At 60.0% G+C, this 12,298-nt stretch carries 10 protein-coding genes; 2 read left to right on the top strand and 8 right to left on the bottom strand.

Going from position 1 to position 12,298, the window contains the following annotated elements; genetic code table 11:
* The first annotated feature begins 5 nt into the window (after positions 1-5).
* Entirely contained in the window at positions 6-2,318 is a 2,313-nt protein-coding gene (locus C5748_RS20920; RefSeq protein ID WP_105743953.1) for an NADP-dependent malic enzyme, read from the top strand.
* Positions 2,319-2,512: 194 nt separating this feature from the next.
* Positions 2,513-3,763 carry a DUF2865 domain-containing protein gene (locus C5748_RS20915; RefSeq protein ID WP_105743951.1) on the top strand — a complete coding sequence of 417 codons (1,251 nt, stop codon included), beginning with the start codon at positions 2,513-2,515 and terminating at the stop codon, positions 3,761-3,763.
* Here C5748_RS20915 and gltX read toward each other — a convergent pair.
* From gltX to rpiA, 8 genes are all read right to left on the bottom strand, one after another.
* On the bottom strand, positions 3,681-5,054 hold the full coding sequence (gene gltX / locus C5748_RS20910) for a glutamate--tRNA ligase (protein WP_105743949.1): 1,374 nt from the start codon (positions 5,052-5,054) through the stop codon (positions 3,681-3,683). The genes C5748_RS20915 and gltX overlap by 83 nt on opposite strands.
* 13 nt (positions 5,055-5,067) lie before the next feature.
* The gene (locus tag C5748_RS20905) at positions 5,068-6,750 is read right to left on the bottom strand and encodes an NAD+ synthase (RefSeq protein WP_105743947.1); all 1,683 of its coding nucleotides are present in this window, start codon (positions 6,748-6,750) and stop codon (positions 5,068-5,070) included.
* Positions 6,751-6,826: 76 nt separating this feature from the next.
* Entirely contained in the window at positions 6,827-7,177 is a 351-nt protein-coding gene (locus tag C5748_RS20900) for a diacylglycerol kinase (RefSeq protein ID WP_105743945.1), read from the bottom strand.
* 157 nt (positions 7,178-7,334) lie between these two features.
* Positions 7,335-7,742, bottom strand: coding sequence for a GFA family protein (locus C5748_RS20895; protein ID WP_105743943.1), 408 nt, complete (start codon positions 7,740-7,742; stop codon positions 7,335-7,337).
* Positions 7,743-7,832: 90 nt separating this feature from the next.
* Positions 7,833-9,212: a class II 3-deoxy-7-phosphoheptulonate synthase gene (locus tag C5748_RS20890; protein ID WP_105743941.1), complete on the bottom strand. Its 1,380-nt coding sequence runs from the start codon at positions 9,210-9,212 to the stop codon at positions 7,833-7,835.
* A 188-nt stretch (positions 9,213-9,400) separates the two neighbouring features.
* Positions 9,401-10,792 (bottom strand): glutathione-disulfide reductase, encoded by a 1,392-nt coding sequence (gene gor / locus C5748_RS20885; RefSeq protein WP_105744066.1) that lies wholly within the window; start codon positions 10,790-10,792, stop codon positions 9,401-9,403.
* Positions 10,793-10,905: 113 nt separating this feature from the next.
* Complete coding sequence (locus tag C5748_RS20880; protein ID WP_105743939.1) at positions 10,906-11,433, bottom strand: DUF2059 domain-containing protein; 528 nt, start codon at positions 11,431-11,433, stop codon at positions 10,906-10,908.
* A gap of 7 nt (positions 11,434-11,440) precedes the next feature.
* Positions 11,441-12,148 carry a ribose-5-phosphate isomerase RpiA gene (rpiA, locus tag C5748_RS20875; RefSeq protein WP_105743937.1) on the bottom strand — a complete coding sequence of 236 codons (708 nt, stop codon included), beginning with the start codon at positions 12,146-12,148 and terminating at the stop codon, positions 11,441-11,443.
* Positions 12,149-12,298: the final 150 nt, after the last annotated feature.

The following is a 12,298-nucleotide window of genomic DNA, read 5'->3' as shown; positions in this document are numbered from 1 at the left end:
TCACCATGAGCAAGACCCCCAAACCCGTCCTCTCCGATTTCGACGAAGCGGCGCTGTTCTTCCACCGTTACCCCAAGCCCGGAAAACTGGAGATCCAGTCGACGAAATCGCTGGGCAATCAGCGCGACCTGGCGCTTGCCTATTCTCCGGGTGTCGCCGCTCCCTGTCTTGCCATCCGTGACGATGCGTCCCTGGTTGCCGAATATACTGCGCGCGGCAATCTCGTCGCCGTCGTTTCGAACGGCACGGCCGTGCTGGGCCTCGGCAATATCGGCCCCCTCGCCTCCAAGCCGGTGATGGAAGGCAAGGCGGTGCTGTTCAAGAAATTCGCCGATATCGATGTTTTCGATATCGAGATCGATGCAAACGAGATCGACCGCATCGTCGAGGTCGTGGCCGCTCTGGAACCGACCTTCGGCGGCATCAACCTCGAGGATATCAAGGCGCCGGAATGCTTCGAGGTGGAAGAGCAGCTGCGCAACCGCATGAAAATCCCGGTTTTCCATGATGATCAGCACGGTACGGCCATCATCGTGGCGGCGGCGATCCTCAACGGACTGGAGCTGGCGGGCAAGGACATCGCCTCGGCCAAGATCGTCGCGTCGGGCGCCGGCGCGGCCGCCCTTGCCTGCCTCAACCTCCTGGTCAGGCTCGGCGCAAAACGCGAGAACATCTGGGTCTGCGATCTGGAAGGCGTGGTCTATGAAGGCCGCACTGCGCTGATGGACCGCTGGAAAGCCATCTACGCGCAGAAGACCGATGCCCGCGTGCTGGCCGATGTGATCGGCGGCGCGGACGTTTTCCTCGGGCTTTCGGCCGCCGGCGTGCTGAAGCCGGAACTCTTGAAACAGATGGCCGATCAGCCGTTGATCATGGCGCTCGCCAATCCGACGCCGGAAATCATGCCGGAGATAGCCAAGCTTGCCCGCGCCGACGCGATGATCTGCACCGGGCGGTCGGATTTTCCCAATCAGGTCAACAACGTCCTCTGTTTCCCCTATATCTTCCGCGGTGCGCTCGACGTCGGCGCAACGGCGATCAACGAGGAAATGAAGATGGCCGCCGTCAAGGCCATCGCAGCACTTGCCCGCGAGGAGCCATCCGATGTCGCAGCCCGCGCCTATTCCGGCGAAACGCCGACCTTCGGCCCCGACTATCTCATCCCCTCGCCCTTCGACCAGCGCCTGATTCTGCGCATTGCGCCCGCCGTCGCCAGGGCGGCGATGGAGACAGGCGTCGCCACGCGCCCGATCGAGGATATGGCAGCCTATCTCGACAAGCTGAACCGCTTTGTCTTCCGTTCGGGCCTCATCATGAAGCCGGTCTTCACCGCCGCCCACTCGGCCGAGAAGAAGCGGGTCGTCTATGCCGATGGAGAGGATGAGCGCGTGCTGCGCGCCGCACAGGTGGTCATCGAGGAAGGCGTCGCCATCCCGACGCTGATCGGTCGCCCGCAAGTGGTCGAGACGCGGCTCAAACGTTATGGCTTGAAGATCCGCGCGGGCGCTGATTTCGAACTCATCAATCCCGAAGACGATCCCCGCTATCGCGATTATGTCGATCTGTTCCTGAAATATACCGGACGTCAGGGCGTCACCCCTGAAACGGCACGCACCATCGTGCGCACCAATGCGACCGCCATCGCAGCACTTGCCGTCATGCGCGACGAGGCGGACGCCATGATCTGCGGGCTGGAGGGCCGCTTCGAGCGCCATCTGCGTCTGGTGCGTCAGATCATCGGCAAAGCGGGAGGCCTGGGTGACTTCTCCGCCCTCAGCCTGCTGATCTCGCAGCGCGGCACACTTTTCCTGACCGACACCTATGTCACAGTCGATCCGGGTGCCGAGGAAATCGCCGAGATGACGATCCTCGCGGCCAATGAAATCCGCCGTTTCGGCATCGAGCCAAAGGCAGCGCTTCTTTCGCACTCGAATTTCGGCTCCAAGGATTCCGAAAGCGCGGAAAAGATGCGGCGTGCGACCGCTATCCTCAGCGAACGCTATCCCGACCTGCAGGTCGACGGTGAAATGCATGGCGATGCGGCACTGTCGCAGGCACTGCGCGAACGCGCGTTTCCGGCGTCACGGCTGACCGGCGAGGCCAATCTCCTGGTCTTCCCGAATCTCGATGCGGCCAACATCACCCTCAATGTGGTCAAGAGCGTCACCGACGCGCTGCATGTCGGACCGATATTGCTGGGCGCGGCAAGACCGGCTCACATCCTGACACCGTCGGTCACCTCGCGCGGCATCGTCAATATGACGGCCCTGGCCGTGGTCGAAGCTTCACAGCGACTGGAAACAGAAAAACAACTATAAAGAAACTATAAGTCATTCTTACTTCACGGGAGAATTATTGTTAGTGACAACTTAAGACATTGAAGTTAGATTACGCTCAGGAGCTTGCGGATTCGGGGCATAACTGGGGAAAACAATGTCAAAAGCCTCGATAATTCGGAGAACTACGGATTCGTGCGCCGGGTTTTACCGAAGAATCAGGGCTGACGACATTGATGAGCAGATTTTTTCTAACAATCGCTATAGCAAGCCTCACTATCGGCATCTTTGCTGCCTCGGCAGGAGATAGCAATGCCGCCTCCCCCATCTGCAGCAAGCTGCAGCGGCAACTGGCCTCCTTGTCGGGAGGTCGAAGCCGTGCTTCCAACAGTCCGGCTATCCGCCAGTTGCGAAGCCAGTTGACACAGGCCCGTATCGGAGCCCGGCGGGCAGGCTGTACGGGAGGCCTGTTCTCCCGGCCTTCGAGTACGCCGCAATGCGTCCGGATCAAGGCTTCCATCGACAAGCTGACTGCCAGCATTGCCCAGATGAAACGGGGCGGCGGCGGCTCAGGAGCAAACCGCAAGCGTGTGCTTGCAGCGCTGTCCGCCAATGATTGCGGCTCACCGCGGCGATCAGGAGGGCTTATCAAGCGTCTCTTCAACTCGAAAAAGCAGCAAGTTGAGCCCAAAGCCGCCGTCGCCCCAAAGGTGAAGCGAACCAAGGCTGCTGTCCAGCCCAAGCGCAAGCAGAAACGGGCCCCCGTGAAACGACGCGCCGAAAGCGCTTCTACCAGCGGCCGCGTTTCTGCAACCAATGAAGGCGCGGCGCCGACGAAAAACTATTCCGTGAAAAGCGGTTTCCGCACGCTCTGCGTCCGCACCTGCGACGGCTATTACTTCCCGATATCTTTTTCCACCAAACGAAAATTCTTCGCCCGCGACCGCAATGCCTGTTCTGCCATGTGTCCCGGCACCGACGTGGCGTTGTATTATCACGATGTGAAGGATGAGGAATCCGAGGACATGGTGTCCACTGACACCGACACGCCCTATGCGGCGCTGCCGACGGCCTTCGACTATCGTACCGCGGGGACTGCAACGCCCCCGGGATGCGCATGCCAGGCAGTCAGGCAAAGCCTGCCGGAAAGCGGTTTTTCCGCGCAAGATCAGACCGGCCCGAGCAGCCCGGGCGCTAAGAACTATATGACGCTCGGCTACGGCAGCGGAGAAAAGACCGTATCGGACAAGACGTCCTCTTTCATCAGCATTCCGCGTAAGCGTCCTGATCCGGCGGCCGATCCCGAAACGATGCTCAACACCGAAGGCGGCCTCAACAGGGAAGACCTGCAGAAGCTGACGGACAGGGATACCTCCGTCGTCACCAGTTCGACGGGAAACAGGATCAGGGTCGTCGGGCCAACGTTCCTTCCCGACCTAAGAGAGGCAAGAGGTCGGCAAGTTCCGGGCCAGACGAAAGCCCGGTAAGTGCCAGCCGCAAGGGCATGAACAGGCCCTTGCCCTTGCGCCCGCTGGCTTCCTTGACCGCATCGGTCCAGATTTTCCATGTCTGGCGGTCCCATGGTTCCGGCGGCAGGAGATCGAAAGCCTGACGCGTGAAATCCATATCCTCCTGCGATAGTTCCGGGGCGGACGCCACGCCTTCATTGATGATCTTCCACCAGACAGAAGCATCGCTGACACGGTCGAGATTGCCGCGCACGGCAAGCCAGAACGCCTCCGCCCTCTCGCCTTCTATGCCGAGTGCCGCAAGACGCTGGCGCACCGCCTCGAATGGAAATTCATGGATGAGCGCACGATTGAGCGTATCGAGTTCGGCCGGGTCGAATTTCGCCGATGATTTGGACGCCGCCGCCGGATCGAAATGATCGGTCAGCGCCTGCATGTCAGGCGCGGCGATGACATTCTCGGAGCTTCCGATCAGAACCGCCAGCGAGGCGACCGCCATCGGTTCATAACCGGCCTCGCGCAGCGAGCCGACCGAGAGCGATCCGCTGCGCTTGGAAAGCCCCTCGCCCGAGATGGTGGTCAGCAAATTGTGATGCCCAAACTGCGGCGGCTCGGCGCCGAGCGCCTGGAAGATGGCGATCTGCGCGCCGGTATTGGTGACATGATCGTCGCCGCGGATGATGTGGCTGATGCCCATGTCGATATCGTCGGCGACGGATGGCAGCGTATAGAGATAGCTGCCGTCCTCGCGCACCAGCACAGGATCAGACATCGATGCCAGATCGACGGCCTGCGGTCCACGCACCAGATCGTTCCAATGCACCTCGGTGCGCACCGGCGAGAACGGATCGTCCTTGAAATTCGGCAACTGGAAGCGCCAATGCGGCTTGCGCCCCTCCGCCTCGAATGCCACCCGTTCCGCATCCGTCAGCTTCAGCGCCTCGCGCCCATAGATCGGCGGCAGCCGGCGCGTCAAGCGCAGCTTGCGCCGGCGCTCCAGTTCTTCCGCAGTCTCATAGCAGGGATAGAGCAGTCCTAAGCTTTTCAGCTTTTCCACGGTCGCGTCGTAAATGGCAAAACGCTTCGACTGATGTTCCACCCTATCAGGCTTTACACCAAGCCAGTCGAGATCCGCGGCAATCGCTTCCGCATATTCGCTCTTCGAGCGTTCGACATCCGTATCGTCGAAACGGAGCACGAAACGCCCGTCATTCTTCAATGCGAACAACCAGTTGAACAAAGCTGTTCGTGTATTGCCGATATGGATATAGCCCGTCGGAGACGGGGCGAAACGGACGGTGACGGTCATCGTTGTACCTGAATTATGACCGGTCTCTGAACCGGTTGGTGATGGGATAGCGGCGGTCGCGGCCGAAATTCTTCTTGGTGATCTTCACGCCCGGCGCCGATTGTCGGCGCTTATACTCCGCGATGTAGAGCAGATGCTCGATGCGGTGGACGGTATCGCGGTCGTGGCCGCGCGCCACGATGTCTTCGACACCCATCTCGTTCTCGACCAAGCATTCGAGAATGTCGTCGAGCACCGGATAAGGCGGCAGTGAATCCTGGTCGGTCTGATTTTCCCGCAGCTCCGCCGAGGGCGCCTTGTCGATGATGTTTTGCGGAATGACCACGCCCGAAGGGCCAAGCGCCGATGGCGGCACATGGCTGTTGCGCCAGGCGGCCAGCGCATAGACCTGCATCTTGTAGAGATCCTTGATTGGGTTGAAGCCGCCATTCATGTCGCCATAAAGCGTGGCGTAGCCCACCGACATTTCGGATTTGTTGCCCGTCGTCACCACCATCGAGCCGAACTTGTTGGAGATCGCCATCAGGATCGTGCCGCGCGTGCGGCTCTGCAGGTTCTCTTCGGTGACGCCTTCCTTGGTGCCGTCGAAGATCGTCGCCAGCGCTTTCATGAATCCATCCACCGGCTCGAAGATCGGCACGATATCGTAGCGGCAGCCGAGCGCGCGCGCGCAATCCTCTGCGTCCTTCAGCGAATCCTTCGACGTATAGCGATAAGGCATCATCACGGCGCGCAGCCGCTCTTCGCCAAGCGCATCGACCGCCAGCGCGGCGCACAGAGCCGAATCGATGCCGCCGGACATGCCGAGAACGACATTCCTGAAGCCGTTCTTGTTGACGTAGTCGCGCAAGCCCAGCATGCAGGCGCGATAATCGGCCTCCTCCTTCTCAGGAATTTTCGACATCGGCCCACCGGTGCAGGCCCAGCCCTCGCCGCTTCGCTTCCAGACGGTGACCGCCAGTTGCTCCTCGAACTGCGACATCTGGAAGGCAAGCGACCTGTCGGCATTGATGGCAAAGGACGCGCCGTCGAAGATCAGTTCGTCCTGGCCGCCGAGCTGGTTGGCGAAAAGCAGCGGCAGTCCTGTTTCGATCACCTGCCGTATCACCACTTGATAGCGCACATCCAGCTTGGCGCGGTAATAAGGCGAGCCGTTGGGCACGAGCAGGATTTCCGCCCCGCTTTCGCTGAGCGTCTCACAAACGCCGAGATCGCCCCAGAGATCTTCGCAGATCGGAGTACCAAGCCGCACGCCACGGAAATTGACCGGACCCAGCATCGGTCCCGCCACGAAAACGCGTTTCTCATCGAATTCGCCATAATTCGGCAGATCGACTTTATAGCGCTCGGCGATCACGTCGCCGCCGTCCAACACCATGACCGAATTGTGCAGGCCGGTATCGCGCTTCAGCGGCGTGCCGATGATGACGCCCGGGCCGCCATCAGCCGTGTCGGCGGCAAATTCCCGCACCGCCTTTTCGCAGGCAGTGGTGAAGGCGGGCTTCAGCACGAGATCTTCCGGCGGATAACCGGAGATGAAAAGCTCGGTGAACAAGACCAGATCCGCCCCCTGGCGCGCCGCGTCGGCACGTGCCTCGCGCGCCCTGGCGAGATTGGCCTCTATATCGCCGAGCACAGGATTGAGCTGGGCCACGGCGATACGCAGAATATCGGGAACGGCAGGCTTTTTCGTCATGGGGAAAGCTTTAGCGCGAGGGCTTCAAGGTTGCAATCTGGTCCGGGATTCGGACGCTTGGCATTCGGTCGAACGTTCATATCCAAAAGGCAATGAAAAGCGCATAACCCCAGACAGCCGCGGCAAAAATGATCGAGATCAGCACGGCAAGCGATCCGCAATCCTTGGCAATCTGGATATCTTTCTGGAACTCGCGTGAGACGGCATTGCAGGCCGCCTCGATGCCGGTATTGAGAACCTCGATCATGATCAGGAACAGAATGGCGCCCGTCATCAGCAGAAACATGAGCGCACTGGGCGCGATATAGAGCGCGACGGGAATGGAAACGGCAAACAGCGCGAGTTCCTGCTGCACCGCCTTCTCATGGCGCGCCAGATAGCGCAGCGCCCGCATTGAATTGATGAAAGCCAGCCAGATGCGTTCCATAGAGATTCCCCGTCAGCCCCGCGCATCCGCCTGAAAGCACGATACTCAGTTTTCATAAGCTCCAGCGTCCATATGCAGCACCCCGAAGGACGCACATGGGACGCTATAGAGGAAAAGCTTTAGAGAAAGATCAATTCAATACGGATTGAAGCCCCGCTCAGCCCTGAGGATACTGCGGCAATTCGTCGTTGATGCTGTAATAATCGCCCTTGTCTGAGACAAAGATATGCCGCTTGCCATGCAGCCCTGTCGGTTGGTCGAACGAGCCCGCCATAATGGAGGTATAGTCGACCTCGTCATGCTTCCAGAACAGCACTGACCCGCAGGTCCGGCAAAAGCCGCGGCGCGCCTTCTCGCTCGATGCATACCAGGTGATATTCTCGGCGCCGTCTATATGGAGGGCGTCATCGACGACATTGGTCGCGGCGTAGTGATGCCCTGATTGCTTGCGGCATTGCGTGCAATGGCAATAACTGACGCGGCCCAACTTGCCGGTCGTTTCAAAACGCACCGCCCCGCACAGACATGATCCCCTATGATGTTCTACGCTATGGTCTTCAGCCAATTTTTCCCCGATCCTATTCTCGAAATGCAACAGGGCGGGAGTTTAGACCCCCGTCCTGTAATGGCAATCGACAAAATCTGAACGAAAGTTTCAGCCGTTTACAACCTGCTTCTGCGGTTGCGCATCGCGTTCCTTCTTGAGTAGCTCCGCGACGAGAAACGCCAGTTCCAGCGCCTGGTCCGCATTGAGGCGCGGGTCGCAATGGGTGTGATAGCGGTCCGACAGATCTTCCGCCGAGATGGCGCGCGCGCCGCCGGTGCATTCGGTGACGTTGTTGCCCGTCATCTCGATATGGATGCCGCCGGGATAGCTGCCCTCAGCGCGATGGACGGCGAAGAAGGTTTCCACCTCTTTCAGGATGCGGTCGAAAGGCCGGGTCTTGTAGCCATTGGCGGTGATCGTGTTGCCATGCATCGGATCGCACGACCACACCACCTTGCGCCCTTCCCGCTCGACGGCGCGGATGAGCTTCGGCAAATGATCCGATACCTTGTCGTAGCCGAAGCGCGCGATCAGCGTCAGGCGGCCCGGTTCATTCTCCGGGTTGAGCAGATCGATCAGCTTCAAAAGACCGTCGGGCTCCAGCGAAGGGCCGCATTTCAGGCCGAGTGGATTCTTGATGCCACGGCAATATTCCACATGCGCATGGTCGGGCTGCCGCGTACGGTCGCCGATCCAGATCATGTGGCCCGATGTGCCGTACCAGTCGCCGGATGTGGAATCGACGCGGGTCAGCGCCTCCTCATAGCCAAGAAGCAGCGCTTCATGGCTGGTGTAGAAATCCGTCTCGCGCAGCCGGGTATTGCTTTCCGAAGTGATGCCGATGGAGCGCATGAAATCCATCGTTTCGGAAATGCGCTGGGCCAGAGCCTCGTAGCGCTCGCCCTGCGGGCTGTTGGAAACGAAGCCCAGCATCCACTGATGCACATTCTCCAGATTGGCATAGCCGCCCTGCGCGAAGGCGCGCAAAAGGTTGAGCGTCGCCGCCGACTGGCGGTAGGCCATCTCCTGACGATTCGGATCGGGAATGCGCGACGCCGGATCGAAATCGATGCCGTTGATGATGTCGCCGCGATAGGCCGGCAGTTCGACGCCGTCCTTGATCTCGGTGTCGGACGAACGCGGCTTGGCAAACTGTCCGGCGATGCGCCCGACCTTGACCACCGGTTGCGACGCGCCGAAGGTCAGCACGACCGCCATCTGCAGGAACACGCGGAAGAAATCGCGGATGTTGTCGGCGCCATGCTCGGCGAAGCTTTCGGCGCAATCGCCGCCCTGGAGCAGGAATGCACGGCCTTCGGCGACTTCACCCAATTGGCGGGTGAGTTTGCGCGCCTCACCTGCAAAAACCAGCGGCGGATACGAACGAAGACGGGACTCGACATTGGTCAAAGCCTGCGCGTCGGGAAAAAACGGCACCTGCTTGATCGGTTTGCCTCTCCAGGATTGCGGTGTCCAGTTCTTCGTCATTGCAGCACCTGTTTGCTACTGTCCGCTCGTTCTCTCGCGGAATACCCAAATTGCCCGCATGCCGGATGGCATGCAGGATGCGCTCCTATAGAGCAAAGCTGGAAATTATACTAGGCTCGAATCGATCCGATTGCTTCAGCTTTTATCTGCAACAATTACCGATCCGCGCTCATATTCCAGATTGCGCTTCAGGATACCCGTTCGCCCTTCACGATGCGGTAGCTTGGCTGGTACATCGTCACCAATTCCTCGGATGCCGTCGGGTGCACCGCCATCGTTCGGTCGAAATCGTCCTTCGTCGCGCCGGCCTTGAGCGCAATGCCCAAAAGCTGCGCCATTTCGCCCGCATCGGCCCCGAGAATATGCGCGCCAAGCACCTTGCGACTTCCCCCGTCGACCACCAGCTTGGTCAGCATCTTCTCCTGACGTCCCGAAAGCGTGTTCTTCATCGGCCGGAAATGCGCGCGATAAATCTCCACCTCGCGATATTTCTCCGCCGCCTCTTCTTCCGAAAGGCCGATCGTGCCGATCTCCGGTTGCGAGAAGACGGCGGTGGCGATCAGTTGATGATCGGGCTTCGTCGGATTGTCCTTGAAAGCGGTTTCGAGGAAGCACATGGCTTCGTGGATCGCCACCGGCGTAAGCTGCACCCGGTTGGTCACGTCGCCAACCGCCCATATATGGGGAACATTGGTGCGCGAGAATTCATCGACGCAGACGGCGCCCAGAATATCGGTCTCCACACCGGCCTTTTCCAGGCCGAGATTTTCCGTATTGGGAATGCGCCCGAGCGCCAGCATCGCCTGGTCGACGAGCAGGATCTCACCGCCCGAGAGCGTCACGTCCAGCCGACCGTCGGTACGCCGCGATACGCGCTCGAACACTTCGCTGCACAGCACGCGGATGCCCTTTGCCTCCATCGCCTCATGCAGGAGCCGGCGCAGATCGCCATCGAAGCGCTGCAATATCTCGAGGCCGCGATAGACCAGCGTCGTTTCGACGCCAAGCCCGTGGAAGATATTGGCGAACTCGACCGCGATATAACCGCCGCCGGCGATGACGATCGACTTCGGCAGTTCGGTGAGATGGAATGCCTCGTTTGAATTGATGCAGAGCTCGTGGCCGGGCAGCGCCACATGCGGATTGGGGCGCCCCCCTGTCGCGATCAGGATCTTCTCCGCCGTCACCTTTTTACGTGATGAGACGATCTCGATCGTGTGATCGTCGACAAGCACGGCACGGCTGTCGAAAATCTCGACATCGGAATGATCGAGGCCTTTGCGGTAGAGCCCTTCCAGCCGTGTGATTTCGCGGTCCTTGTTGGCGATCAGCGTCGGCCAGTCGAAGGATGTTTTCCCAACGCTCCAGCCATACCCGGCGGCATCTTCGAAATGTTCGCCGAATTGCGAGGCATAGACGAACAGCTTCTTCGGCACGCAGCCGCGGATGACGCAGGTGCCGCCCATCCGGTATTCCTCGGCTAACGCAACGCGCTTGCCCATAGCGCCCGCCAGCCGCCCGGCCCGCACACCACCGGACCCGCCGCCGATGACGAAAAGATCATAATCGTAAGATGCCATGAAAAACCCCGGACGCTTTGAATTGAAATGCGGACCAGACATATAGGCTGGACGCTAAATAAAAAAGCCCGACCTGAGGCCGGGCTTTCAACGTCATGTGAGAAATGCAGTGCTTACTGCTGTGGCTGCGGCTGGGCTGCGCCCTCCTGCTTGGCGAGAACCTCGCCGACCGACTGGGCCAGATCGCGCGCTATGCCATTCTGCCAGATATTGGCGGCCTTGAGCACTTCGCGCGTGACGATCGGCCCCTCGGAGATCAGCTTCTTGCCGGCGGGCGAATCGTAGAAAGCCGAGATTGCCTTCAATTCCTCTTCCGAAAAGGAATTGGCATATGCACGCGCGGCTTCCGTTTCCAGATCGCCCCGGCGCGCGGTGAGCTCCAGCGCCTTCTCATCGACGGTCTGGGTGATCTGCTTTTCCAGGTTGGGATCCTTCTGGATCAGCTCCGCCTTGAGCGCCTGTGCGGCGCGGGGCAGGATCGTATCGAACTGCTCGGTCGCATCGATCGCGGCGATCGCCTGACGCGCGGCGGCCAGATGGGATTCGGAAATGTCCTGCGCCTGAGCTACATGAATACTTGCGATCACGGCAAGCGCCGCAAAAGGCGCAATCAAACGGCGAAAGCCAGTTGCCTGGGTCATGGGGTCGTTACTCCGTTGTCTCTAGATTGCTCATTGTCCGGATACCGCCGGCGCCGGCGATGATCGCGGCACCGGCCAGCCCCAGGAAAAGTCCATGCTCCACGACGCCCGGGATGGCGTGCAAAGCGCTCGATAAAGCTCTTGTATCGGGAATGCGGCCAAAAGATGCATCCAGGATATAATGCCCCCCGTCGGTGACGAAGGGCTGCCCCTCCTTTAACCGCAAGGAAACAGGTCCGGCAAGGCCGAGATCGGCGGCGATCCTGGCGACGGCGATTTTCGTTGCCCCGAGACCGAAGCGATTGACTTCGATGGGAAGTGGAAACCTGCCGAGCGTCTCGACGATTTTCGTCTCGTCGGCGATCACGATCATCTTTTCGGATGCCGCAGCCACGATCTTCTCACGCAGCAGCGCCCCGCCACCGCCCTTGATCAGCGAAAGCGCGCCATCCACCTCATCCGTGCCGTCGATGGCGAGATCGAGTTCCGGCGTTTCGTCGAGCGTGGTCAGTGGAACGCCCAGTTCCCGGCAAAGGGCAGCGGTGCGTTCGGACGTGGGCACGCCGATGACGTTCAAGCCGTTGGCGACCTTGTCGGCCAGAAGCCGCACGAACTCTTCCGCCGTCGAGCCGGAACCGATCCCGAGCCGCATGCCATCATGCACATGAGTCAGCGCTTCGGCTGCGGCCGCGATCTTCAGCTTGTGTGCATCCATGCGCTCTCCCCCAGTCTCTTTTCCAAGTCCCTTTTGTTGCCGACCACCTTTGTCGATCACCGGCTGATTTGAAGCTGCATCTATCATGTGAATGCAAATGCACAAAGCCTGTTTTGCGGCTTATTGACCTGCTTCCCCTCCAAAACTTGA

It is taken from the genome of Phyllobacterium phragmitis, assembly GCF_002980495.1.
Taxonomy (GTDB): Bacteria; Pseudomonadota; Alphaproteobacteria; order Rhizobiales; family Rhizobiaceae; genus Paramesorhizobium; species Paramesorhizobium phragmitis.
Note: the sequence above shows the minus strand (reverse complement) of the source record. Positions and strands in the feature narration are given on the sequence as shown.

What these genes read in the sequence shown, in the direction of transcription:
- gltX (WP_105743949.1), bottom strand. Translation starts at nt 5,054, where the DNA reads ATGACCGTCACCGTCCGTTTCGCCCCGTCTCCGACGGGCTATATCCAT.
- C5748_RS20905 (WP_105743947.1), bottom strand. Translation starts at nt 6,750, where the DNA reads ATGACGAAAAAGCCTGCCGTTCCCGATATTCTGCGTATCGCCGTGGCC.
- C5748_RS20900 (WP_105743945.1), bottom strand. Translation starts at nt 7,177, where the DNA reads ATGGAACGCATCTGGCTGGCTTTCATCAATTCAATGCGGGCGCTGCGC.
- C5748_RS20880 (WP_105743939.1), bottom strand. Translation starts at nt 11,433, where the DNA reads ATGACCCAGGCAACTGGCTTTCGCCGTTTGATTGCGCCTTTTGCGGCG.
- C5748_RS20915 (WP_105743951.1), top strand. Translation starts at nt 2,513, where the DNA reads ATGAGCAGATTTTTTCTAACAATCGCTATAGCAAGCCTCACTATCGGC.
- gor (WP_105744066.1), bottom strand. Translation starts at nt 10,792, where the DNA reads ATGGCATCTTACGATTATGATCTTTTCGTCATCGGCGGCGGGTCCGGT.
- C5748_RS20890 (WP_105743941.1), bottom strand. Translation starts at nt 9,212, where the DNA reads ATGACGAAGAACTGGACACCGCAATCCTGGAGAGGCAAACCGATCAAG.
- rpiA (WP_105743937.1), bottom strand. Translation starts at nt 12,148, where the DNA reads ATGGATGCACACAAGCTGAAGATCGCGGCCGCAGCCGAAGCGCTGACT.
- C5748_RS20920 (WP_105743953.1), top strand. Translation starts at nt 6, where the DNA reads ATGAGCAAGACCCCCAAACCCGTCCTCTCCGATTTCGACGAAGCGGCG.